Consider the following 23569-nt stretch of genomic DNA (forward strand, 5'->3'; position numbering starts at 1 on the left):
CACTCCTCGCGCTCACCAACGAGGCGCCGAGCCGTCGCGGTCCGGGTCGCCGCCGAGCGCGGCGATGCCGAGCCAGTCGGCGCAGACGTCGGAGGTGGCCGGGTGCAGCGACCCGCACCGGGCGTCCCGGTAGAGCCGCTCCAGCGGATGCCCCCGCCGGGTGGCCGAGGTGCCGGCGGCCTCCAGCATGGACGCCGCCACGTCGGCCGCGGTGGTGCCGGCGAGCAGCTTGGCCCGCCACACCCAGCGGTTGGTCTCCGCGTCGCCGGGCGCCTCGTCGACCCGGCGAGCCGCCTCGGCCACCACCAGTTCGGCCGCGGCGACGGCCGCGTCCGCCCGCCCCAGCCGGGCCCGGACCGCCGGCAGGCCGGCCAGGTTGCGGGCGTTCAGGTGCTCGGCGGCGGCGTCGATCGCGGCCCGGGCCACGCCGACGTAGACGGCCGCGTAGCTGGCCACCAGCCAGTGCGGCATGAGCTGGGCGACCACCAGGGCCAGCCCCTCCACCCCGCCGAGCAGCCGGTCGGCCGGCACGGTCACGTCCAGGTGCAGGTCGTGCGAGGAGGTGGCGCGCATGCCCAACGAGTCCCAGGTGGGCTCGACCGTGATCCCCTCCCCGGCCGGGACCAGGAACTGGGAGACCACCGACTGGTCGGTGGCGCTGCGGGCGGCCACCAGGTAGCCGTCGGGGTGGCCCGCGCCGGAGCAGAACGTCTTGCTGCCCTTGAGGTGCCAGCCGCCCCCGACCGCCTCGTAGACCGTGCTGAGCTGGGACAGCCGGGCGCCGGCGCCGCGTTCGCTCATGGCCACCGCGTACCAGGCGCCCTCGGCCGCCGCGCGGAGCAGCCGGTCCCGGGCGGCCAGCGCCTCGTCCGGTACGCCGAGCGCCTCGGCCAGCTCCTCGGTCACGGCGCCCAGCGCGCCGGTGACCGAGGCGTGCATGTTGAACACCAGCGCCGTCGCGCCGTTGCCCCGGGCCAGCTCGGTGGCGACCGCGGCGTACTCGGCGAAGGTGGCCCCCAGGCCGCCCAGCTCGCGCGGCACCATCAGCCCGAACAGGCCGGCCTCCCGGAGGTCGGCGAAGTCGTCGACCGGGAACGAGCCGTCCCGGTCGTGGTCGGCCGCGCGGGCGGCCAGCCGCGGCGCCAACCTGCGGGCCGCCTCCAGCGCGTGCACAGTCATGTAGCCCCCTTCTCGGCGTCCCCTTTACCCCGGGCGGCCCCCGCTACCCGCTCCGGTGCCCACTGCCCTGGTAGAGCACGGCCGTCGACCAGGTCGGCACGATGCGCGGCTCCGTCCGGGCCGGACGGTCGGTGCCGCGCAGCCGGCGCAGCAGCCAGGCCAGCGTCCCGCCCAGCTCGGGGCGGATCCCGCGCAGCCGCAGCGACACGCCGTGCCGGGCGCATTCGGCGACCAGCGCACGGGCGTCCACGAACAGCCGTGGATCGTGGATGCCGCGCGGCACGGTGGGCAGCCGCTCGCCGAGCTCCACCGCGACCAGCCGGGCCAGCAGGGTGTCGTTGAGGGTGTCCAGCACCAGCAGGCCGCCGGGCCGCAGCAGCCGACACGCCTCGGCCACCGCGCGGCGCCAGTCCGGCACGTGTTCCAGCAGCTCACCGGCGGAGACCACGGCGGCGCAGCCGTCCGCGAGCGGGACCGCGGTGGCGTCGCCCCGGACCACCGTCACGCCGTGCGCGGCGGCCTGGTCGAGGGCCGAGCGGGTCAGGTCCACCCCGACGTGCCGGTAGCCCTTGCCGGCCAGGTGCGGGGCGAGCAGCCCGGCGCCACAGCCCAGGTCGACCAGCAGCGCGTCCCTTTCGGACGCCGGTGGCACCAGGGCCGCACGGGCCCGGGCCAGCCAGTGCAGCATCGCGAACGCGCCGTTCGGTCGCCACCACTCCCCGGCCAGGTCGTCGTACTGCCGGGGATCGTTGGGCGGCAGCACCCGGGGCGGGGTGGACACCGGTGCCGCGTCTCGCATGGACCGAGCGTGGCACGACTCCCCGGTAACGACCAGACTTCTCTTATGTCGATGTCGGTGTTAGGGCTGGTCAGGGCGAGCCACCCGGAACCGGCCGCCGCGGTGACCGTGGTGGCCGGGCTGCTCGCGCGGGCCGTCGGGCACGGTCCGGGCGGGATCGCCGCCGTGTCGCTCACGGTGCTGGCCAGCCAGCTCGCCGTGGGCTGGAGCAACGACCTGATCGACGCCGACCGGGACGCCACGGTGGGGCGTACCGACAAACCGGTGGCCACCGGCGTGGTCTCCCGGCGGATCCTGGCCCGCGCCACCGTGCCGGCCGCCGTCGCCACCCCGCTGCTGGCGCTGGCCGCCGGTCCGGCGGCGGCGCTCTGCGCCACCCTCGGCCTGGTCTCGGCACTGCTCTACAACTGGCCGCTGAAGTCGACCCCGGTCTCGGTGCTGCCCTACGCGGTCTCGTTCGGCGCGCTGCCCGCCTTCGTGGTGCTGGCCCTGCCGGGCGCGCCCGCGCCCCCGGTCTGGCTGGTCGCCGCCGCCGCGCTGCTGGGCGCCGGGGCGCACTTCGCCAACGTGCTGCCGGACCTGGCCGACGACGCGCGCACCGGGGTGCGCGGGCTGCCCCACCGGCTGGGAGCGGCGGGCAGCCGGGGGGCCGCCGCCGGGCTGCTCCTCGCGGCCACCGTCGCGCTGGTCGTCGGGCCGCCCGGGCCGCCGTCGTGGGCCGGGCTGTCAGCGGTCGCCGCCGCCGTCGCAGTGCCGGCCCTCGGCTGGTACGTCGGACGCACGGCGACCGGGGCCGGTGCCCGGCCGGTGGCCGCCTTCCGAGCCGTGATGGTGGTGGCACTGATCGATGTGGTGCTCCTGGTGGCCAGCGGTCGCGTCGTCTGACCGTTCCCCTCGACGGTGGCATTACCGGGTCGGCGTGCGGGCCTCGATCAGCTCCAACTACCCTGGAGCGCGGTCTGCGCGGGTATGGCCACCCCGTGTCCGGCGTCCGGCCGGGTGGGGATCGTGACGAGGAGGACCGACGTGACGCGCTCGATCAGGGGTTCCCGGCGGGCGGCCCTGTTGCTGGCCGGTACGGCGGCGGCGGGCCTGCTGCTGACCGGGTGTGGCGCCGGCCAGGTGGCCGAGACCGCCAACAAGATCCCGTCCGTGCAGGGCGTCAACGTCCAGACCCCCGACAACCTCTACAAGGTGCGCGGCCTCTACCTGGAGTTCCCCGGCCCCGAGGGCTACAAGGCCGGCGCCCAGGCCCGGGTCAACGTCCTGGTCTACAACGACAGCCGGGAGCCGGTGACCGTGACCGTCACCACCGACAGCGCCCGGGAGATCCTGCTCAGCGGCGCCGGGGCCGGCAGCGACGAGGCCACCCCGACCGGCTCGCCGACCGAGCCCGCCTCCCAGTCGCCCACCGCTACCGACCCGAGCGCCTCGCCGAGCCGGTCGCTCGGCACCGAGGAGTCGCCGTCGGCCAGCGGCTCCCCCTCGGCCAGCGGATCCGCCTCGGCCAACCCGTCGCCGTCCGCCAGCTCGGCCCCGACCGGCGAGCCGGCCCGGTTCGAGATCCCGGCCCTGGGTTACGTCCAGCTCACCAGCAACAACCCGCAGTTCCTTCAGCTCGTCGGCCTCAACCAGGACCTGCTCGTCGGCCAGCGGGTCAACCTGACCTTCGACTTCGGCGGCGGCAAGGTGATCAAGACTGGCGCGGCCGTCGGCGTCCCGCTGACCCCGCCCGCGCCGGCCTCGCCGGTGGTGCAGCCGCGCGAGGAGGGTGGCGCCGGGCACCCCGGTGGCCTCGAGGAGGGCGGCAGCGAGGGCGGCGGCCACAGCTGATCGACCGCGCGATCGACACCGCCGCCGTGGCCAGCGCCACGCCCGGCGGTGTCGCCGTTTCCGGGTGGGCTTTCGTCGTACCGTCCGGTTAGCGTCCTGGGGTGAGCACGCCCCGATCGACCTCGCCCCGCCCCGCCGCCGGTCGCGGCCGCGCCGCCGCCCGTGAGCCCCGCCCGGCCTACGAGTGCGACGCCTGCGGCCACCAGCCCCCCAAGTGGGTCGGGCGCTGCCCGGAGTGCGGCGAATGGGGCTCGGTGGTCGAGTGCACGGTGAGCGGCCCGCTGGTCTCCGGCCGGGTGGTCAGCTCCCGGATGCCCGCCGAGCCGGCCCGCCCGATCGCCACCATCAGCGCCGCGCCCGCCCGGGCCCGGCCCACCGGCGTCAGCGAGCTCGACCGGGTGCTCGGCGGCGGCCTGGTCCCCGGCGCGGTGGTGCTGCTCGCCGGTGAGCCGGGGGTCGGCAAGTCCACCCTGCTGCTCGACGTCGCCCAGCAGTGGGCGGCCAACGCGGGCAGCCCGTCGCTGGTGGTCAGCGGTGAGGAGTCGGTCAGCCAGGTGCGGCTGCGCGCCGAGCGCATGGGCACCCTGCACGATCAGCTCTACCTGGCCGCCGAGAGCGACCTGTCGGCGGTGCTCGGCCACCTCGACGCGGTCAAGCCGGGGCTGCTGGTGCTCGACTCGGTGCAGACCATCTCCACGACCGGCACCGAGGGCGTTCCCGGCGGGGTCACCCAGGTCCGGGCGGTCACCGCGGCGCTGGTCGCGGTCGCCAAGGAGCGCGGCGTCGCCACCGTGCTGGTCGGGCACGTCACCAAGGACGGTCAGGTCGCCGGCCCCCGGGTGCTGGAGCACCTGGTCGACGTGGTGCTGCACTTCGAGGGCGACAAGCACTCGTCGCTGCGCATGGTCCGCGGGGTGAAGAACCGGTTCGGCGCGGCCGACGAGGTGGGCTGCTTCGAGATGCACGAGGGCGGCATCAGCAGCCTGGCCGACCCGTCCGGCCTCTTCCTGACCCGCTACTCCGAGCCGGTGCCGGGCACCTGCGTGACGGTGGCCATGGAGGGGCGGCGCGCCCTGGTGACCGAGGTGCAGGCGCTGATCGGCGCCACGGTCGCCGGCTCCCCCCGGCGCACGGTCTCCGGGCTGGACGGCGCCCGGCTGGCCATGGTGCTCGCGGTGCTCCAGCGGCGCACCGAGCGGCTGACGCTGCACGACCGCGAGGTCTTCGCCGCCACGGTGGGCGGCATCCGGGTGGTCGAGCCGGCGGCCGACCTGGCCGTGGCGCTGGCGGTCGCCTCCGGCGGGCTCAACCTGGCCCTCAACCCGCACCTGGTGGCCATCGGCGAGGTCGGGCTCACCGGCGAGGTGCGCCGGATCGGGGCGGTGCCCCGCCGGCTGGCCGAGGCGGCCCGGCTCGGCTTCCGGCTGGCCCTCGTGCCGCCCGGCTGCGGTCCGGGCAGCAGCGGGGTGGCCCCGGAGAACATGCGGGTGATGGAGGTCACCGACGTCCGGGCGGCCCTCCAGGCTGCCGCCCGCGCGTCGGCGGAGTGACGGCACGTAGGCGTGCGGCGGGACCGGCCGGGCGATTCCGGACAGCCGACGCAACCGGTCGGCGACCGGGGGAGCCGGACATCGTGACACATCACAGTAACCACGAGAGCACCCACCGCACCGCAGTCCGTAGACTGTGCCCGTGCCGATCGACCGCGATGCCACCAAACCCGCCGCGACGACGCCGCACGCCCGCACCGGCGCCGTGGGCTCCCCCGCCCGTGCCATCAGCGTGAGCGTCACCGGAAGCGTCGGCGGGGCCGGCGCAGATCCGTTGCGGGCCAACCTCGCCCTCATGGCGCCGGGCACCGCGCTGCGCGACGGCCTGGAGCGGATCCTGCGCGGCCGCACGGGCGCGCTGATCGTGCTCGGCTACGACAAGATCGTCGAGCAGATCTGCACCGGCGGCTTCCCGCTCGACGTCGAGTTCTCCGCGACCCGGGTCCGCGAGCTGTGCAAGATGGACGGCGCCGTGGTGCTCTCCAGCGACGGCACCCGGATCGTCCGGGCCGCCGTGCACCTGATGCCCGACCCGTCGATCCCCACCGAGGAGTCCGGCACCCGGCACCGCACCGCCGAGCGGGTGGCCCGGCAGACCGGCTACCCGGTGATCTCGGTCAGCCAGTCCATGCGGATCATCAGCCTCTACGTCAACGGCCAGCGGCACGTGCTGGACGACTCCGCGGCGATCCTCTCCCGGGCCAACCAGGCGCTGGCCACCCTCGAGCGCTACAAGCTCCGACTGGACGAGGTCTCCGGCACGCTCTCCGCCCTGGAGATCGAGGACCTGGTCACCGTCCGCGACGCCGTGGCCGTGGTGCAGCGACTGGAGATGGTCCGCCGGATCGCCGACGAGATCGCCGGCTACGTCGTGGAGCTGGGCACCGACGGCCGGCTGCTCGCCCTCCAGCTCGACGAGCTGATGGCCGGGGTGGACGCCGACCGCACCCTGGTCATCCGGGACTATCTGCCGGTGGGCCGGAAGTCGCGCACCCTCGACGAGGCCCTGGTCGAGCTGGACCTGCTCAGCGCCACCGAGATGATCGACCTGGTCGCGGTGGCCAAGGCCATCGGCTACCCGTCCGCCTCCGACGCGCTCGACGCCGCCGTGAGCCCGCGCGGCTTCCGCCTGCTGGCCAAGGTGCCTCGGCTCCCGGCGGCCGTGGTCGAGCGGCTGGTGGTGCACTTCGGCAGCCTCCAGCGGCTGCTGGGCGCGACCGTCGAGGACCTCCAGACGGTCGAGGGGGTGGGCGACGCCCGCGCCCGGGGCGTCCGCGAGGGGCTGTCCCGGCTCGCCGAGGCGTCCATCCTGGAGCGCTACGTCTGACCGTCGTCAGCCGGTGATCGTCAGCTTCACCGGCTCGCTGAGCTTGGTGCCCACCCGGGCGAAGACCTGGTACGTGCCGATCGGGGCGTACGGGCCGGCGGCCACGCCGTTGGCGCAGCGGCTCACGTCCCGCCCGTTCCAGCCCAGCTCGTAGGAGCGCTCGAAGTTCGGCGTGAACGACTGCACGTCGGAACCCTTGCCGGTGCCGCAGGTGTCCGAGGACCAGACCTTCGCCGCGCCGGCCTTGATGTAGAGCTCTTGGAGGTCGGCGCCGACGTCCCGGCTGCACGTGCGCTCCGAGACGTTCTTGACCTTGAGGCGCAGCGTGACCACCGTGCCCCGCTGGGCGGTGGCCGGCAGCGCGACCGGGGTCACCCGGAGCTCCGAGTCGGCGCAGGTGCCGTCGTCGGCCACCGGGGCGGCCGGCGCGCCACCGTCGTTCGTGCCGCCACCGTCGTTCGTGCCGCCACCGTTGTCGGCGCCCGTGCCGCCGCCGTTCGTCCCGCTGCCGCCGCCGGAGTCGCCCGGGGTGGGCGACGGGCTGCCGGACTGCGGTGTCAGCAGCGAACCGGTCGGGCCGGGAGCGGCCGCCGAGGCGGAGCCCCCTGGATTGCCCGCCGGGGTGCCGGTGCGGTCGGTGCTGGTGCAGGAATAGAGCAGGACAATCAGGAAAAGCAGCCCGGCTCCGAAGACGACGGCTCGACGCCGCCAGTACACGGCGGGAGACAGAGGGCCGACCGTCAGACGCATGATGCGTTCACCGTAACGGCGCTACGCCCGGCCCGCTCGCGCGACGCGCCGGTGGCCCTCCACCCCGGCCCCGCGTAGATCCACAATGGACGGGAGAGGTCACCGAGCGGCACCGCCGGACCACGGCCGGTCAGAGATAGACCTTGCGCTGGTAGACGGCGTGCGCCCCGGCCACCCGATCGAGGAAGAGCAGGCCGGCGCAGTGGTCGATCTCGTGCTGGAGCGCCCGCGCCTCGAACCCGTCGGTCACCAGCCGCACCGCGTCTCCGCTGCCCGGCAGCACACCCTCGACCACCAGTCGGCTGGCTCGCTTCACGTCACCGGTCAGGTCCGGCACCGACATGCAGCCCTCCCGCCCGGCCTTCCAGCGGCTCGCCTCCACCACCGTGGCGTTGCAGAGCACGAAGGCGCCGTGCACGGTGATCGCCTTCGGGTGCCCGGTCACGTCCACCGCGAACACCTGGGCGCTCACCCCGACCTGTGGCGCGGCCAGGCCCACGCAGCCCGGCGACACCCGCATCGTGGCGACCAGGTCCGCGGCCAGTTGGACCACCTCGGCCGAGGTCGGGTCGACCGCCGACCCCGGCCGGCTGAGCACCGGGGCGGGCGCGGCCACGACCGGGCGTACCGCCCCGGGGAGGCCGAGCTTCTCCGGCGTCCAGCCGCCCAGGCCGGCGTACTCCTCCGCCGTCACAGCAGGTCCGTGTCCGCCGGGCGGAGGCTGACCCCCACGCCCAGCTCCGCAGCGGTACGGGCGAGCCGGCCGGCCACCTCGTCGGCGCTGCCCGGCGGCAACTCGACCTCGGCGACCACCACGTAGAGCGAACCGGTCAACCGGGTGCTCAGGTCGGTCACGTTGCCACCCGCGTCGGTCAGCACCCGGGTCATCGCCGCGACGATGCCCATCCGGTCCGCGCCATGTACCGCCATCACGTACGGCTCGCCGGCGGGCGCGGCCTGCCCGTCGGGGGTGACCTCGCGTACGGTGGCCAGGAGCTGGCCCTCGGCGGCGAGCGGGGCCAGCGCGGCCTCGACGTCGGCGGCGGCCGGGCCCACGCAGATCAGGGTCATCGCGAAGTGGCCCCGCAACCGGGTCATCGTCGAGTCGGTGAGGTTCGCGCCGAGCCGCGCGAGGACCTCGGCGACGTCGGCCACGATGCCCGGCCGGTCCCGGCCGATGACGGTGATCGCGAGCTCGTTCATCCGGACATTCTGCCCGGTCGTCGCCGGCCGGCCGCGACGGCCCGCCCGCCCCGCCCAACCCGCGGGAAAGTCGCCCGTGACATCCTTGGCGGCGCGATGTCTGAGCCCACCTTCGCCACCCTGGTCAGCCGGTGGTACGAGCGCAACGCCCGCGACCTGCCGTGGCGCGAGCCGGGGATCGGCGCCTGGCCGATCCTGGTCAGCGAGGTCATGCTCCAGCAGACACCGGTGGTCCGGGTGCTGCCCGCCTGGGAGGCGTGGCTGTCCCGCTGGCCGACGCCGGCCGCGCTGGCGGAGGACACGCCCGCCGAGGCGATCCGGATGTGGGGCCGGCTCGGCTACCCCCGCCGGGCCGTACGCCTGCGTGACTGCGCGGTGGCCGTCGTGGAACGGCACGGCGGCGAGGTGCCGGAGCGGCTCGACCAACTGCTGGCGCTGCCCGGGGTCGGCACGTACACGGCCCGGGCGGTGGCGGCCTTCGCGTACGGGCAGCGGCACCCGGTGGTCGACACCAACGTCCGGCGGGTGGTGTGCCGGGCGATCGCCGGCGAGCCCGACGCCGGGCCCGCCACCCGCCCCGCCGACCTGGTCGCCACCGAGGATCTGCTGCCCATCGAACCGGCCGCCGCGGCCCTGGCCAGTGCGGCGTTCATGGAACTCGGCGCGGTGGTCTGCACCGCGCGTGCCCCGCGCTGCGGGGCGTGCCCCGTCGAGTCGAGCTGCGCGTGGCGGGCCTCCGGCCAGGAGGCCCCGGCCGGGCCGACCCGCCGACCGCAGCGCTACGCCGGCACCGACCGCCAGGTACGCGGCCTGCTCCTCGCGGTGCTCCGCGACGCCACCGGGCCGGTGCCGCACCAGCGGCTGGACCAGGTCTGGCACGACGACGTGCAGCGGGCCCGGGCCCTGGCCGGGCTGGTCACCGACGGCCTGGTCGAGCCGGTCGGCGAGGAGTCCTTCCGGCTGATCGGCGACGGCCCGCCGGTCCCGCTCCCCCGCACCTGACCGACCCGTTCCAACGCCGCACCGGTCCGGCTCACGCCGTCCGCCCCTGGCCGGGAAAGGCGACGGCCCCGGTGGCTTTCGCCTACCGGGGCCGTCGCCCTCGATCAGTTGCCCGAACTCACGCGGCGTCGTCCGCGCCCGTGGCGGCGGTGCCGCTGAGGTCCGCCGGCACCGCGTCCGGCACGGCCACCGGCCGCTCGGCGCCCCGGAAGACGAGCTTGGACTTGTCGATGTCGCTCGGGTCGCCCTCGCAGTCCACCACCACGATCTGACCCGGGGTCAGCTCGTTGAAGAGGATCCGCTCGGACAGGTTGTCCTCGATGTCGCGCTGGATCGTGCGACGCAGCGGCCGCGCGCCCAGCACCGGGTCGAAGCCCTTCTTCGCCAGGTACTTCTTGGCGTTGTCGGTCAGCTCCAGGCCCATGTCCTTGTTCCGCAGCTGCGTCTCGATCCGGGCGATCATGATGTCCACGATCTGGAGGATCTCGTTCTCGCGCAGCTGGTGGAAGACGATGGTGTCGTCGATCCGGTTGAGGAACTCGGGCCGGAAGTGCTGCTTGAGCTCGTCGTTGACCTTCTGCTTCATCCGGTCGTAGTTCGACTCGGAGTCGTCAGAGGCCTGGAAGCCCAGCGACACCGCCTTGGCGACGTCCCGCGTGCCGAGGTTGGTGGTCAGGATGATGACCGTGTTCTTGAAGTCCACGATCCGGCCCTGGCCGTCGGTGAGCCGCCCGTCCTCCAGGATCTGGAGGAGCGTGTTGAACACGTCCGGGTGGGCCTTCTCGATCTCGTCGAAGAGGACCACCGAGAACGGCCGACGGCGCACCTTCTCGGTCAGCTGCCCGCCCTCGTCGTAGCCGACGTAGCCGGGAGGGGCACCCACCAGCCGGGACACCGTGTAGCGGTCGTGGAACTCGGACATGTCCAGCTGGATGAGGGCGTCCTCGCTGCCGAACAGGAACTCGGCGAGCGCCTTGGACAGCTCGGTCTTACCGACACCGGACGGGCCGGCGAAGATGAACGAGCCGGACGGGCGCTTCGGGTCCTTCAGGCCGGCCCGGGTGCGCCGGATCGCCTTCGAGACCGCCTTGACCGCGTCCTCCTGGCCGATGACGCGCTTGTGCAGCTCGTCCTCCATGCGCAGCAGGCGCGAGGTCTCCTCCTCGGTCAGCTTGTAGACCGGGATGCCGGTCCAGTTGCCGAGCACCTCGGCGATCTGCTCGTCGTCGACCTCGCTGACGACGTCCAGGTCACCGGCCTTCCACTCCTTCTCCCGCTGGGCCTTCTGGCCGAGGAGCTGCTTCTCCTTGTCACGGAGCTGCGCGGCCCGCTCGAAGTCCTGCGCGTCGATCGCGGACTCCTTGTCGCGGCGCACCTGGGCAATGCGCTCGTCGAAGTCACGCAGGTCTGGCGGCGCGGTCATCCGGCGGATGCGCATCCGGGCGCCGGCCTCGTCGATCAGGTCGATCGCCTTGTCCGGCAGGAAGCGGTCGGAGATGTAGCGGTCGGCCAGGGTGGCGGCGGCGACGAGAGCCGCGTCGGTGATGCTCACCCGGTGGTGCGCCTCGTAGCGGTCCCGCAGGCCCTTGAGGATCTCGATGGTGTGGGCCAGCGAGGGCTCACCCACCTGGATCGGCTGGAAGCGGCGCTCGAGAGCGGCGTCCTTCTCCAGGTGCTTGCGGTATTCGTCGAGGGTGGTGGCGCCGATGGTCTGCAGCTCGCCGCGGGCCAGCATCGGCTTGAGGATGCTGGCGGCGTCGATCGCGCCCTCGGCCGCACCCGCACCCACCAGGGTGTGGATCTCGTCGATGAACAGGATGATGTCGCCGCGGGTGCGGATCTCCTTGAGCACCTTCTTGAGGCGCTCCTCGAAGTCACCGCGGTAGCGGGAACCGGCGACCAGGGCACCGAGGTCGAGGGTGTAGAGCTGCTTGTCCTTCAGCGTCTCGGGCACCTCGCCCTTGATGATCTTCTGGGACAGGCCCTCCACCACGGCGGTCTTGCCGACGCCGGGCTCACCGATCAGGACCGGGTTGTTCTTGGTCCGGCGGGAGAGCACCTGCATGACCCGCTCGATTTCCTTCTCGCGCCCGATGACCGGGTCGAGCTTGCCCTCGCGGGCGGCCTGGGTCAGGTTCCGGCCGAACTGGTCCAGCACGAGGCTGGTCGACGGCGCGGCCTCGCCCGGCGCGGCGCCCGCCGCGGCCGGCTCCTTGCCCTGGTAGCCGGAGAGCAGCTGGATCACCTGCTGGCGGACCCGGTTGAGGTCGGCGCCGAGCTTGACCAGCACCTGGGCGGCGACGCCCTCGCCCTCACGGATCAGGCCGAGCAGGATGTGCTCCGTGCCGATGTAGTTGTGGCCGAGCTGCAGCGCCTCGCGCAGCGACAGCTCCAGCACCTTCTTGGCCCGCGGCGTGAACGGGATGTGCCCGCTCGGCGCCTGCTGGCCCTGGCCGATGATCTCCTCGACCTGCTGACGGACGCCCTCGAGGGAGATGCCGAGGCTCTCCAGGGCCTTTGCCGCGACACCCTCACCCTCGTGGATCAGGCCCAGCAGGATGTGCTCCGTACCGATGTAGTTGTGGTTGAGCATCCGGGCCTCTTCTTGGGCCAGGACGACAACCCGTCGCGCTCGGTCGGTGAACCGCTCGAACATGCCCTCGTGCTCCTCACGTGCCGTGCGCCTTGATGGTCAGATCTCGGCGGGGCCGGTGCGCGGACGTCCGGGACGGGCGTCCGTGCCTCCTTACTCTATCGCCGCGGACCGACTCCGCTGAGGTCGTGTGTCCCCGCGAATGGCCGTTCACGCGTCGTTTTTGACAACCGTCCGCGCTCAGGAGGTGTTCCGGTACCTCCGCCTGTACGCGCAGAGCGAAATTCGACCGCCGGTGGAAAAGCCCGGTCGAGGGGCTGGGCGGGGGCGTCGGCGCCCGGCCGCGGTCTTCCACAACCTGTGGACAGGATCCCCACCGCCTGTGGACAACTGCCCCGGACGCCGGTTTCTTCCCGCGCCCGGCGACGCCGTTGCCCCACGCCCCGCACGGACCGGACAGACGGCGCAGGCGGGCGGAAACGGCGACGCCGGCCCGAAGTGGCACTCCGGTCCGGCGTCGTGTCGCCCGCTGCGGGGGTCGTCGGGGTCAGTGCCCCGCCTTCGCGTGGTACTCGTCCACGATCTCCTGCGGGATGCGCCCCCGGTCCGAGATGTCCTTGCCGGCCTTCTTGGCCCAGGCCCGGATGGCCTTGTTCTGCTCGCGGTCGGCGGTCGCGCCGCCGCGACCCCGCGCGGCCCGGCCACCCACGACCACACCGCCACGGCCGACCTTCGTCCCGTGCGCGATGTACTGCGCGAATACGTCGCGCAATTTTTCAGCGTTGGGAGCCGAGAGGTCGATCTCGTACTGCACACCGTCGAGCGCGAACTTGACGGTCTCGTCAGCGTCCCCGCCGTCCAGGTCATCGACCAGCTTGTGAATGATCTGCTTGGCCACGTCCCACATTCCTTTCGAGCAGGGTTGTGCTCCTGCAATACAGGAGCACAATAGCCCGCCCGCAGCTTGCTCCGTCAATAGGAAGCGGTAACGACCCGGAGAAGCTTGTGTGCTACTCGGGCCGGACCAACGGGAACAGGATGGTTTCCCGAATTCCCAGGCCGGTCAGCGCCATCAGGAGCCGGTCGATTCCCATTCCCATACCACCGGCCGGCGGCATTCCGTACTCCATCGCCCGGAGAAAGTCCTCGTCCAGCCGCATGGCCTCGTCGTCGCCGCGCGCCGCGAGCTGCGCCTGGGCCACCAGCCGCTCCCGCTGCACCACCGGGTCGACCAGCTCCGAGTACGCGGTGCCCAGCTCGAAACCGAGCACGTAGAGGTCCCACTTCTCGGCCAGGCCCGGCTCGCTGCGGTGGGCCCGGGTCAGCGGGCTGGTCTCCTCGGGGTAGTCGCGGACGAAGGTGGGCGCCTGGAGCGACGGGACGACCAACTCCTCGAACAGCTCCTCGACCAGCTTGCCCGGGCCCCACTTCGGGTCGACGGAGAGGCCGACCTTGTCCGCGTACTCGACCAGGCGTGACCTTTCGGTGCGGACGGTGACCTCCTCACCGAGCGCTTCGGATAGAACACCGAACAGCGACACCGAGCGCCACTCGCCGCCCAGATCGAACTCGCGCCCGTCGGCGTGGGTGACCACCGTCGAGCCGGCGACCGCGAGAGCGGCCTGCTGCACGAGATTTCGGGTCAGCTCGGCCATGGTGTTGTAGTCGCCGTAGGCCTGGTAGGTCTCGAGCATCGCGAACTCCGGCGAGTGCGAGGAGTCGATGCCCTCATTACGGAAGTTGCGGTTGATCTCGAAGACCCGGTCGACGCCACCGACGACCGCGCGCTTCAGAAACAGTTCCGGCGCGATTCGCAGATACAGATCAGTGTTCAGCGCATTGCTGTGGGTCACGAATGGGCGGGCCGCCGCGCCGCCGTGCAGCAGCTGGAGCATCGGGGTCTCGACCTCGACGAAGTCCTGCGCGTGCAGGGTGTCCCGGAGGCTGCGCACCGCGGTCGCCCGGGTGCGGACCATCTGCCGGGCCTGCGGGCGGACCACCAGGTCCACGTAGCGCTGGCGGACCCGGGCCTCCTCGCTGAGCGGCTTGTGCGCCACCGGCAGCGGGCGCAACGCCTTGGCCGTGACGGCCCACTCCTCGGCGAGGACCGACAGCTCGCCGCGCCGGCTGGTGATCACCTCACCGGTCACCCCGACGTGGTCGCCCAGGTCGACCAGGCGCTTCCAGTCGTCCAGCCGCTCGGCGCCGACCCGGTCCAGGGAGAGCATCGCCTGAAGTTCGGTGCCGTCGCCGTCCCGCAGGGTGGCGAAGCAGAGCTTGCCGGTGTTGCGCACGAAGATCACCCGGCCGGTGACCGAGACCCGGTCACCGGTGGCGGTGTCGGTGGGCAGCTCGGCGTACCGCTCGCGGACCTCCGCCAGCGTGCTGGTCCGCGGGAAGCCGACCGGGTACGGCTCGACGCCCTCGGCGAGCATCCGGTCCCGCTTCTCCCGGCGGACCTTCATCTGCTCCGGAAGGTCGTCGGCGGGGTCTACTGGCAGGGCGTTCTGCTCGGTCACGGCACGCTTCCTCAGACGGAGAATTCGGGCGGGGTCAGGCCCCGAGCGTACTCAAGGGGCTGCCGGGTCGTTACGGGATAACCTGCCCGCCATGACCGACCCCAGTGAGGCCCTCTCGTTCGGCACCGCCGCCGCCGACTACGACCGCTACCGGCCCCGCTATCCGGAGGCCGCGCTGCGTTGGGCGCTCGACGATCTCGCCCCGCCGGCCCACACCGTCGACCTGGGCGCCGGCACCGGCATCGTCAGCCGCGGCCTGCTCGCCCTCGGGCACGAGGTGACCGCCGTCGAGCCCGACCCGGGGATGCGCGCCCAGTTCGACGTGGCCACGCCGGGCGTCGCCGCCCGGGACGGCAGCGCCGAGTCGGTCCCGCTGCCCGACGGGTACGCGGACGCGGTGCTGGTCGGTCAGGCGTACCACTGGTTCGACCGGGAGCGGGCGCACCCGGAGATCGCCCGGGTGCTGCGGGCCGGCGGGATCTTCGCCGCGGTGTGGAACCTCCGGGACGACCGGGTCGGCTGGGTGACCGAGCTGAACCGGATCGCTGAGATCGGGGACACCGTCGACCACCTGCGCGAGACCGTGACCGGCTTCGGTCCCCGGTTCGCGGCGCCCGAGTGGGCCGAGTTCGGCCACGCCACCCCGCTGACCCCGGACGAGCTGCTCGGCATGGTGCGCACCCGCTCGCACTACCTGACCGCCGGGCCGGACCGCCGGCGCGAGGTCGACGCGGAGCTGCGGGACCTCCTTGCCACCCACCCGGACCTGGCCGGCCGGGACACCGTCGACCTCCCCTACCGCACCCTGGTCGCCCGGGCGCGCCGCCACTGACCCCCGCGCGGCCGGCCGCCGCACTAGCCTCGGCCCATGGCCGACGTCACCCAGGCACTTTCCTTCGGCGCCGCCGCCGCCGAGTACGACCGGTTCCGCCCCCGCTACCCCGAGGAGGCGCTGCGCTGGGCGCTGGACGGGCTGGCCGGCCCGACCCGGGTGGTGGACCTCGGCGCGGGCACCGGCATCCTCACCCGCGGCGTGCTCGCGCTCGGGCACGACGGCTCCAGGTCGCGGCGCGGCGCCAGACGCGCCGAGCTGGAGTTGTCGCAGGTCGTACCGGTGGAGCCGGATCCGGGGATGCGGGCGCAACTGGCAGCCGCCACCCCGGGCACGACGGCGCTGGCCGGCAGCGCCGAGTCGGTGCCGCTGCCGGACGGGTGGGCCGACGCCGTGCTGGTGGGGCAGGCCTACCACTGGTTCGACCGGGAGCCCGCGCACGCCGAGATCGCCCGGGTGCTGCGGCCGGGCGGCACGTTCGCGCCGATCTGGAACGTCCGCGACGAGCGGGTGGCCTGGGTGGCGGAGCTGACCCGGGTCGCCCACCTGGGGGACAACGCCGGCGACGTGACCGAGAAGTACGGCGACTTCGGCCCCGCGTTCGAGCCGGTCGAGCTGGGCGAGTTCGCCCACGCGACCACGCTCACCCCGGACGAGGTGGTCGGCATGCTGCACACCCGCTCGTACTGGCTCACCGCCCCGCCGGCCGAGCGGGAGCGGATCGACCGGGAGCTGCGCGAACTCTTCGCCACCCACCCCGACCTGGCCGGCCGCGCGACGGTCGAGCTGCCCTACCGCACCCTCGTGTTCCGCTCCCACCGCCGCTGAGAAGTGTCAGGAGGGGGCACCTTCTCTACCGGAGGCGTCGACGAGGGGCCCTCCCGTGCACCTCAGATGTTGCGCTCGTAGACCATTCGCAGGCCGATCAGGGTGATCATCGGCTCGTGGTGGGTGATGGTGCGGCACTCGCTGAGCACCAGCGAGGCCAGGCCGCCGGTGGCGATCACGGCCTTCACCTCGCCCAGCTCCTCGGTCATCCGCTCGACGATCCGGTCCACCTGGCCGGCGAAGCCGAAGTAGAGGCCGGCCTGGAGGCACTCGACCGTGTTCTTGCCGATCACCGAGCGGGGCCGGGTGGCCTCCACCTTGCGGAGCTGAGCGGCGCGGGCGGCGAGCGCGTCGAAGGAGATCTCGATGCCCGGCGCGAACGCGCCGCCGAGGAACTCGCCCCGGCCGCTGATCACGTCGAAGTTGGTGGTGGTGCCGAAGTCCACCACGATGCACGGCCCGCCGTAGAGGGTGTACGCGGCCAGGGTGTTCACCACCCGGTCCGCGCCGACCTCCTTGGGGTTGTCGATGGCGAGCTGCACACCGGTGCGCACCCCGGGCTCGACGATCACGCTGGGCAGGTCGGCGTAGTAGCGCGCCAGCATGGTGCGCAGCGAGCGCAGCGCGGCCGGCACGGTCGAGCAGGCGGCCACCCCGGTGATCTCCACGGCGTCACCTGCCAGCAACCCGCGGAACATCAGACCCAGCTCGTCCGCCGTGGACCGGGCGTCGGTCTTGATCCGCCAGTTGTGCACCAGCTTGTCGCCGTCGAAGGTCGCCAGCACGGTGTTGGTGTTCCCGATGTCGATGCAGAGCAGCACAGCGGCAGCCTAGACGGTCATTCCTCGCGCAGATCCAGGGCGATGTCCAGGATCGGCGAGGAGTGGGTCAGCGCACCGACGGAGAGGAAGTCGACGCCGGTCGCCCCGTACTCGGCGGCCACCGGCAGGGTGAGCCCGCCGGTCGCCTCCAGCTCCGCCCGGTCGCCCACCGCGGCGACCACCTCGCGCAGCTGCGCCGGGGTCATGTTGTCGAGCAGCAGGAAGGCGGCACCGGCCTCAACGGCCTCCACCGCCTCGGCCAGGGTGTCCACCTCCACCTGCACCGGCACGTCCGGGAACGCCTCCCGGACCCGGCGGAACGCGGCCCCGATCCCGCCCGCGGCCACCTTGTGGTTGTCCTTGATCATGGCGACGTCGTGCAGGCCCATCCGCTTGTTGGTGCCGCCGCCGGCGCGGACCGCGTACTTCTCCAGGGCCCGCAGGCCGGGCGTGGTCTTGCGGGTGTCGAGCACCGTCGCCTTGGTGCCGGCCAGCGCGTCGGCCCAGGCCCGGGTGTGGGTGGCCACCCCGGACATGCGGGAGAGCAGGTTGAGCGCCGTCCGCTCGGCGGTGAGCAGCAGCCGGGTCGGGCCGGTCACCGTGGCCAGCACGTCGCCGCGCGCCACCCGCTGCCCGTCGTGAGCCACCAGCGACACCTCGACGGCACGGTCCGCCCCGGTCACCTCGCCCACCAGCTCGAACACCGCCGCGGCCACCGGCAGGCCGGCCACCACGCCGTCGGCGCGGGCGACCAGGTCGGCGGTGTCGTTCTGCGCGTCCGGGATGGTCGCGACGCTCGTCACGTCGAGGAAGTTCGAGCCCAGGTCCTCGGTGAGCGCGTCGACGACCACCCGCCGGACCCGCTCCGGGTCCAGGCCACCGGCCCGCAGCGCCCGTTCCGTCGACTCCCTCACTGTGCCTCCTTCGTTCGCGACTGCGGGGCTCGCAAAACCGGCTCACTCCTCGCGCTCACAGCGCCACCTTCGTTCGCGACTGCGGGGCTCGCAAAACCGGCTCACTCCTCGCGCTCACAGCGCCACCTTGGTTCGCGACTGCGGGGCTCGCAAAACCGGCTCACTCCTCGCGCTCACTGTGCCTCCCAGCGCTCGGTCAAGAAACCCTCCGCCCCGATCCCGGCCACCAGGTGGCCCCGCCACCGCTCGTCGGCCGTCGGGAAGTCCTCCCGCCAGTGGCAGCCGCGGGTCTCCCGGCGGGCGTACGCGGCGGCGACCAGGGTCGACGCCACGGTGATCAGGTTCGTCGCCTCCCAGTCGGCGGTGCGCGGCACGCCCCGGGCCTGGCCCAGCTCGATGAGGGTGGCGGCGGTCCCGGCGAGCGTGGGCGCCGACCGGAGCACCCCGGCGCCCCGGGTCATGGCCCGTTGCAGGGTGGGCGTGGCCCCCGCCGGCACCAGCCAGCCCTGGCCGCCCACCCAGGCGCCGACCTCGGCCGGCTTCGCCTGCTCGGGCAGCCCGGCCGCGATGTCCTCGGCGATCCGGCGGGAGAAGACCAGCCCCTCCAGCAGTGAGTTGCTCGCCAGCCGGTTGGCGCCGTGCACGCCGGTGCAGGCGACCTCGCCGCAGGCGTACAGGCCGGGGATCGAGGTGCGGCCGCGCAGGTCGGTCCGGACGCCGCCGGAGGCGTAGTGGGCGGCCGGGGCGACCGGGATCAGGTCGGTGGCCGGGTCCACGCCGATGGCCAGGCAGGAGGCCACGATGGTCGGGAAGCGCCGGGCCAGGAAGTCGCCGCCGAGGTGGCGGGCGTCCAGCCAGACGTGGTCCGCGCCGACGGCTCCAGGTCGCGGCGCGGCGTCAGACGCGCCGAGCTGGAGTTGTCGTCCGGTGGCCAGCAGCACCCGGTGGATGCCCTTGGCCACCACGTCGCGGGGGGCCAGCTCGGCCAGCTCGTGCTGGCCCACCATGAACCGCTTGCCGTCGCCGTCGACCAGGTGGGCGCCCTCGCCGCGCAGCGCCTCGGAGACCAGCGGCTGCTGGGCGAGGCCCGCGCCCGGCTCACCCGCCGGCACGATCAGCGCGGTCGGGTGGAACTGCACGAACTCCAGGTCGGTGACCGCCGCGCCGGCCCGCAGCGCGAGCGCCACCCCGTCGCCGGTGGACACCGCCGGGTTGGTGGTGGCCGCGAAGATCTGCCCCATCCCGCCGGTGGCCAGCACCACGGCCCGGCCCAGGATGGCGCCGACGCCGTCCTCGCTGCCCTCACCGAGCACGTGCAGGGTGATGCCGCAGGCCGGGCCGAGCCCGTCCGGCCCGTCGCCGGGTGCGCGCAGCAGGTCCAGCACCAGGGCGTGCTCGACCAGCCGGATCCACGGGTCGCGGCGCACCGCGGCGTGCAGCGCCCGCTGCACCTCGGCCCCGGTGGCGTCGCCGCCGGCGTGCACGATCCGGTCGGCCCGGTGGCCGCCCTCCCGGGTGAGCATCAGCGAGCCGTCCGGGTTGCGGTCGAACTCCGCCCCGATCCGCATCAGCTCGCGCAGCCGGGTCGGGCCCTCCTCCACCAGCACCCGGACCGCCGCCGGGTCGCAGAGGCCGACGCCGGCCACCTCGGTGTCGTACGCGTGCGCGGCCGGCGTGTCCGCCGGGTCGAGCACCGCGGCGATGCCGCCCTGCGCCCAGCGGGTCGAGCCCTCGTCGATGTTGACCTTGGTGACCACGGTGACATGCAGGCCGGCCTCGCGCAGGTGCAGCGCGGCGGTCAGCCCGGCGACCCCGGAGCCGACGACGATCACGTCGGTGGTCTCCACCCAGCCGGGTGCGGGCGCGGCGAGCAGCCTCGGCAGGGCCGGCAGGTCGGCGGTCGGAAGGTCCATGAGCACAGTCAACCCGAAGGGCTCTCGTCCCGGGCGGCGGGGGCGGGACGAGTGGTTTCGGCTACCGCGTCCGGACCGGCAGGCCCGCCGGGCCGGCCCCCTTGAGCGAGGCGGTCACCGTGCGGTCGCTGAGCCAGAGGTAGCAGCGCACGCCCCGGTCGCCGACCGCCCACCGGCCGGCGCCGGGCGGGCGGACCACCACGCCGCTGCGGAACCGCAGCGTCGGGTCGTCGGGCACGCCGGCGTACGCCGCCAGGACGGTGTTGCAGCCGGTGTAGAGGGGCGCCCAGTCGGCGTCCTTCCTCGGGTACGGGCGGTCCGGCGCCGTCCACACCCCGACGAACTCGGCGTCGTGGGCGGTGCGGCAGTCGACCGGGGTGAGGGTCTGCACCCGGCGGGCGTCCCGGCCGGTGCGCTGGCAGCCCAGCCGCAGCGGGGACGGACCCTTGAGCGCGTCGCGCAGGCTGCCCGTCCGGGTCACCACGGTCGCCGCCGCCTCGACCGTGGTCAGCTCGGTCAGGTCGCAGCGGTACCAGCGGGAGCCGGCCGCCCAGCCGGGCCCCGTGGGCAGCGCCACGGCCAGCCGCAGCCGGCCGGCCCGCCAGTTGTCGCCGACGTAGCCGCCGGCCCGGGTGTCGCAGTCGGCGAAGGCGGTCCGCAGCTCGGGCGAGCCGAGCACCGGCGGGCTGGCCCGCTCGACCGTGAACGTCCCCACGTGCACGGTCTCCACCCGGTGCGGCAGGTCGCAGCCGACCGGGTCGTAGCCGGACAGGCCGACGGCGGGGGTGAAGTCGGCGACCTGGCAGATCCCGGCGGCCGGGGTGAACGCGCCGGCCTGCGGCAGGGCGCCCCAGTCGTCGGTGAGGTCCCCGTCCAGCCCGCCAGACGAGGCACACCCGGCCAGCGCCGCCCCCGCGACCAACGCGGCGACGACGCTCCGCATCGCCCGGCCCATCGCGCCTCCCCCAGCCCGACGACCGTCGATTCCGACGGTCCGACCAGGGTAGCGGGAAATGACCTTCCGGTGACAGACCGTGCGTGCGGCCCGGGCTCAGTTGAGGGCGGCGGCCAGCGGGTTGGGGACGGGATCGCCGGCGGTGCCCGGGGCGGCCGTGGTCGGGTCGGCGGTCAGGTCGACGACCCGGTTGTCGGCGTCGACGTGCACCACCCGCGGCTGGTAGGAGCGCGCCTCGGCGTCGTCCATCTGCCCGTACGAGATGAGGATGACCAGGTCACCCGGGTGCACCAGGTGCGCCGCGGCGCCGTTGATGCCGATCACGCCGCTGCCCCGCCGGCCCGAGATCACGTACGTCTCCAGCCGGGCGCCGTTGGTGATGTCCACGATCGCGACCTGCTCGCCCGGAATGAGGTCGGCCGCGTCGAGCAGATCCTCGTCCACGGTCACCGAGCCGACGTAGTGCAGATCGGCCTGGGTCACCGTGGCCCGGTGGATCTTCGACTTGAGCATGGTCCGGAGCATCGGGGTGCCTTTCCGAGGGATCTGGTCGGGTCAGGAACGCGGGGCGAGGTGGATCGCCGTGTTGTCGATCAGGCGGGTGGCGCCGACCCAGGCGGCGACCAGCAGCCGCGCCGCGCCGGAGACCGGGCCGGGCTCCAGGTCGGCGTCGGTGAGCACCAGGTAGTCGAGGCGGGCGCCCGGCGTACCCGATTCGAAGGCCCGGTGCGCGGCGGCCAGCACGGTGCCGGCGTCCGCGCCCTGCTCGGCGGCCTCGACGCTGGCCCGCAGCGCGGCGGAGAGGCTCAGCGCGGCCTGCCGCTCCTCCGCCGACAGGTAGCGGTTGCGGCTGGACAGGGCCAGCCCGTCCGGTTCCCGCACGGTCGGTACGCCGACGATCTCCGTCGGCACGTCCAGGTCGCGGACCATCCGCCGGACCAGGGTGAGCTGCTGGTAGTCCTTCTCGCCGAAGAAGGCCAGGTCCGGGCGGGTGAGCTGGAGCAGCTTCATGACCACGGTGAGCACGCCGTGGAAGAAGCCGGGGCGGCTGAGCCCCTCCAGGTCCTCGCCGAGCGGCCCCGGGTTCAGCCGCACCTTCGGCTGGCCCTCCGGGTACATGTCGGCCACGGCGGGGGCGAAGACCACGTCGGCGCCAGCCCGCCGGCAGATCTCCAGGTCGGCGTCGAGGGTGCGCGGGTAGCGGTCGAAGTCCTCGTTCGGGCCGAACTGGAGCGGGTTCACGAAGATCGTCACGAGGACGTGGTCGGCCCGCTCCCGGGCGGCCCGCAGCAGGGTCTCGTGCCCCGAGTGCAGCGCGCCCATGGTCATCACCACGCCGACCGTGCCGGTCAGCGCGTCCCGGGCCGCCGCGAGCTCCTTGCGGCTGTGCACCAGCTCCGTCATCAGTGCCTCCTCAGTTCGGGACTGCGGGGCTCGCACAACCGGCTCGCTCCTCACCCTCACGCCGACACCTGCATGCCGTCCAGGACGTCCAGCAGCGGCGCCGCGTCGGCCGGCCGCAGCCGGCCCGCCGCGATCGCCCGGTCCGCCGTCCGTCGGGCCAACGCCAGGTACGGGGGCACGGATTCCGGGGCGGTCGCCACCAGTCGCTCCAGGTGCCGGCGTACGGTGCCCGCGTCGCCCCGGGAGACCGGGCCGGTGAGCGCGTCGTCGCCGAGGCGCAGCGCGTTCTCCAGGGCGGCCCGGAGCAGCGGGGCGAGCACCTTCTCCGGCCGGTCCACCCCGGCGTCGCGCAGCCGGTCGGCGGCCTCGTTAACGAGGGTCACCAGGTGGTTCGCGCCGTGCGCCAGGGCCGCGTGGTAGAGCGGCCGGTCGCCCTCCGCCACCCACTCGGGCACGCCGCCCAGGTCGGCCACCAGCCGGGCGGCGAACGCGCGCAGCTCGGCCGGGGCGGTCACCCCGTAGGAGATGCCGGCGAGGCGGGTCAGGTCGTCCGGCGTACCCGTGAAGGTCATCGCCGGGTGCAGCGCGAGCGGCCGGACGCCGGCGGCGGCGGCCCGGGCCAGGACGGTCAGCCCGTGCGCACCGGAGGTGTGCGCGACCACCTGGCCGGGGCGCAGCGCGCCGGCCTCGGCCAGGCCGGCCACCACGCCAGCGAGGGCGTCGTCGGGGACCGCCACGACCAGCAGGTCGGTGGCGGCACGCGCCACGGCGGCGGCGGAGCGGGTCGGGGTCTGCGGCAGCAGCAGCGCCATCCGGGCCCTGGTGGCCCCGGAGGCGCCGGCGGCGGCGACCACCCGGTGGCCGGACGCGGCGAGGGCCGCGCCGAGCACGGCGCCGACCCGGCCGGCGCCGATCACGCCGACCGTGAGGGTGCGCGGGAAGACGAGCGGGGCGTCGGCGGCCCGGGGCGGGGCGGCCGGACGCGAACGCAGGGGTGCGCTCATGGCAATCGATCCAGTCCTCGGAGGGGGTACCGGTCGATCGCAAGTATGCGCCGGGGTCACAGAGCCGAAACAAGCATGTGTGAAAACCTTCACCGACGGCGCGGAACGGCCCGCTCCGGCGGCGCCGAACGGCCCCTTCTGGT

The 23569-nt window shown here is 73.9% G+C and carries 22 protein-coding genes; 7 read left to right on the top strand and 15 right to left on the bottom strand.

Annotated elements, in window-relative coordinates; all coding sequences use genetic code 11:
* Positions 1-12 precede the first annotated feature (12 nt).
* Positions 13-1179, bottom strand: a complete 1167-nt coding sequence (locus tag ACFYPD_RS04555) for an acyl-CoA dehydrogenase family protein (RefSeq protein ID WP_387108758.1) — start codon at positions 1177-1179, stop codon at positions 13-15.
* 43 nt (positions 1180-1222) lie between these two features.
* Positions 1223-1978 (bottom strand): methyltransferase domain-containing protein, encoded by a 756-nt coding sequence (locus ACFYPD_RS04560; RefSeq protein ID WP_387108761.1) that lies wholly within the window; start codon positions 1976-1978, stop codon positions 1223-1225.
* 45 nt (positions 1979-2023) lie between these two features.
* On the opposite strand from ACFYPD_RS04560, the gene ACFYPD_RS04565 reads away from it, so the two are divergent.
* The 4 genes from ACFYPD_RS04565 to disA all read left to right on the top strand — a co-directional run bounded on the left by ACFYPD_RS04565 (position 2024) and on the right by disA (position 6688).
* Positions 2024-2863 (top strand): UbiA family prenyltransferase, encoded by an 840-nt coding sequence (locus ACFYPD_RS04565; RefSeq protein ID WP_387108763.1) that lies wholly within the window; start codon positions 2024-2026, stop codon positions 2861-2863.
* Positions 2864-3004: 141 nt separating this feature from the next.
* Positions 3005-3811 (top strand): hypothetical protein, encoded by an 807-nt coding sequence (locus ACFYPD_RS04570; protein ID WP_387108765.1) that lies wholly within the window; start codon positions 3005-3007, stop codon positions 3809-3811.
* A gap of 101 nt (positions 3812-3912) precedes the next feature.
* The gene (gene radA / locus ACFYPD_RS04575) at positions 3913-5361 is read left to right on the top strand and encodes a DNA repair protein RadA (protein ID WP_387108767.1); all 1449 of its coding nucleotides are present in this window, start codon (positions 3913-3915) and stop codon (positions 5359-5361) included.
* 142 nt (positions 5362-5503) lie between these two features.
* The gene (gene disA, locus ACFYPD_RS04580) at positions 5504-6688 is read left to right on the top strand and encodes a DNA integrity scanning diadenylate cyclase DisA (RefSeq protein ID WP_387108770.1); all 1185 of its coding nucleotides are present in this window, start codon (positions 5504-5506) and stop codon (positions 6686-6688) included.
* A gap of 6 nt (positions 6689-6694) precedes the next feature.
* Here the strand turns inward: disA and ACFYPD_RS04585 are convergent, their stop codons facing one another.
* The 3 genes from ACFYPD_RS04585 to ACFYPD_RS04595 all read right to left on the bottom strand — a co-directional run bounded on the left by ACFYPD_RS04585 (position 6695) and on the right by ACFYPD_RS04595 (position 8641).
* Positions 6695-7438 (bottom strand): hypothetical protein, encoded by a 744-nt coding sequence (locus ACFYPD_RS04585; protein ID WP_387108772.1) that lies wholly within the window; start codon positions 7436-7438, stop codon positions 6695-6697.
* A 130-nt stretch (positions 7439-7568) separates the two neighbouring features.
* The gene (locus tag ACFYPD_RS04590) at positions 7569-8132 is read right to left on the bottom strand and encodes a peptide deformylase (protein WP_387108774.1); all 564 of its coding nucleotides are present in this window, start codon (positions 8130-8132) and stop codon (positions 7569-7571) included.
* Positions 8129-8641, bottom strand: a complete 513-nt coding sequence (locus ACFYPD_RS04595) for a glycine cleavage system protein R (RefSeq protein WP_387108776.1) — start codon at positions 8639-8641, stop codon at positions 8129-8131. The genes ACFYPD_RS04590 and ACFYPD_RS04595 overlap by 4 nt, the downstream gene beginning before the upstream one ends.
* A gap of 96 nt (positions 8642-8737) precedes the next feature.
* Between ACFYPD_RS04595 and ACFYPD_RS04600 the strand changes: the two genes are divergently transcribed.
* On the top strand, positions 8738-9643 hold the full coding sequence (locus tag ACFYPD_RS04600; RefSeq protein WP_387108779.1) for an A/G-specific adenine glycosylase: 906 nt from the start codon (positions 8738-8740) through the stop codon (positions 9641-9643).
* Between the two features lie 118 nt (positions 9644-9761).
* Here ACFYPD_RS04600 and ACFYPD_RS04605 read toward each other — a convergent pair whose 3' ends face one another.
* The 3 genes from ACFYPD_RS04605 to lysS form a co-directional block, all read right to left on the bottom strand.
* On the bottom strand, positions 9762-12299 hold the full coding sequence (locus ACFYPD_RS04605; RefSeq protein ID WP_387108782.1) for an ATP-dependent Clp protease ATP-binding subunit: 2538 nt from the start codon (positions 12297-12299) through the stop codon (positions 9762-9764).
* A gap of 484 nt (positions 12300-12783) precedes the next feature.
* Positions 12784-13134 carry an Lsr2 family protein gene (locus ACFYPD_RS04610; RefSeq protein WP_148793152.1) on the bottom strand — a complete coding sequence of 117 codons (351 nt, stop codon included), beginning with the start codon at positions 13132-13134 and terminating at the stop codon, positions 12784-12786.
* A gap of 112 nt (positions 13135-13246) precedes the next feature.
* Positions 13247-14755 carry a lysine--tRNA ligase gene (lysS, locus tag ACFYPD_RS04615; protein ID WP_387108785.1) on the bottom strand — a complete coding sequence of 503 codons (1509 nt, stop codon included), beginning with the start codon at positions 14753-14755 and terminating at the stop codon, positions 13247-13249.
* 91 nt (positions 14756-14846) lie between these two features.
* On the opposite strand from lysS, the gene ACFYPD_RS04620 reads away from it, so the two are divergent.
* Together ACFYPD_RS04620 and ACFYPD_RS04625 are read left to right on the top strand one after the other, a co-directional pair.
* A complete protein-coding gene (locus tag ACFYPD_RS04620; RefSeq protein WP_387108787.1) occupies positions 14847-15587 on the top strand; it encodes a class I SAM-dependent methyltransferase in 741 nt (246 codons plus the stop codon).
* 36 nt (positions 15588-15623) lie between these two features.
* Positions 15624-16415, top strand: coding sequence for a class I SAM-dependent methyltransferase (locus ACFYPD_RS04625; protein ID WP_387108790.1), 792 nt, complete (start codon positions 15624-15626; stop codon positions 16413-16415).
* A gap of 62 nt (positions 16416-16477) precedes the next feature.
* On the opposite strand, the gene ACFYPD_RS04630 is transcribed toward ACFYPD_RS04625, so the two are convergent.
* The 7 genes from ACFYPD_RS04630 to ACFYPD_RS04660 form a co-directional block, all read right to left on the bottom strand.
* On the bottom strand, positions 16478-17236 hold the full coding sequence (locus ACFYPD_RS04630) for a type III pantothenate kinase (protein ID WP_387108793.1): 759 nt from the start codon (positions 17234-17236) through the stop codon (positions 16478-16480).
* A gap of 17 nt (positions 17237-17253) precedes the next feature.
* Positions 17254-18150 carry a carboxylating nicotinate-nucleotide diphosphorylase gene (gene nadC, locus ACFYPD_RS04635; protein WP_387108795.1) on the bottom strand — a complete coding sequence of 299 codons (897 nt, stop codon included), beginning with the start codon at positions 18148-18150 and terminating at the stop codon, positions 17254-17256.
* Between the two features lie 173 nt (positions 18151-18323).
* On the bottom strand, positions 18324-20063 hold the full coding sequence (gene nadB, locus ACFYPD_RS04640) for an L-aspartate oxidase (protein WP_387108798.1): 1740 nt from the start codon (positions 20061-20063) through the stop codon (positions 18324-18326).
* A gap of 61 nt (positions 20064-20124) precedes the next feature.
* Positions 20125-21018: a septum formation family protein gene (locus ACFYPD_RS04645; RefSeq protein ID WP_387108801.1), complete on the bottom strand. Its 894-nt coding sequence runs from the start codon at positions 21016-21018 to the stop codon at positions 20125-20127.
* A gap of 96 nt (positions 21019-21114) precedes the next feature.
* Complete coding sequence (gene panD, locus ACFYPD_RS04650; protein ID WP_387108803.1) at positions 21115-21543, bottom strand: aspartate 1-decarboxylase; 429 nt, start codon at positions 21541-21543, stop codon at positions 21115-21117.
* A gap of 30 nt (positions 21544-21573) precedes the next feature.
* On the bottom strand, positions 21574-22422 hold the full coding sequence (panC, locus tag ACFYPD_RS04655; RefSeq protein WP_387108806.1) for a pantoate--beta-alanine ligase: 849 nt from the start codon (positions 22420-22422) through the stop codon (positions 21574-21576).
* Between the two features lie 56 nt (positions 22423-22478).
* Entirely contained in the window at positions 22479-23426 is a 948-nt protein-coding gene (locus ACFYPD_RS04660) for a Rossmann-like and DUF2520 domain-containing protein (RefSeq protein ID WP_387108808.1), read from the bottom strand.
* Positions 23427-23569: the final 143 nt, after the last annotated feature.

Origin of the sequence: Micromonospora sp. NPDC005299, assembly GCF_042872345.1 — a bacterium.
Classification (GTDB): Bacteria; Actinomycetota; Actinomycetes; order Mycobacteriales; family Micromonosporaceae; genus Micromonospora.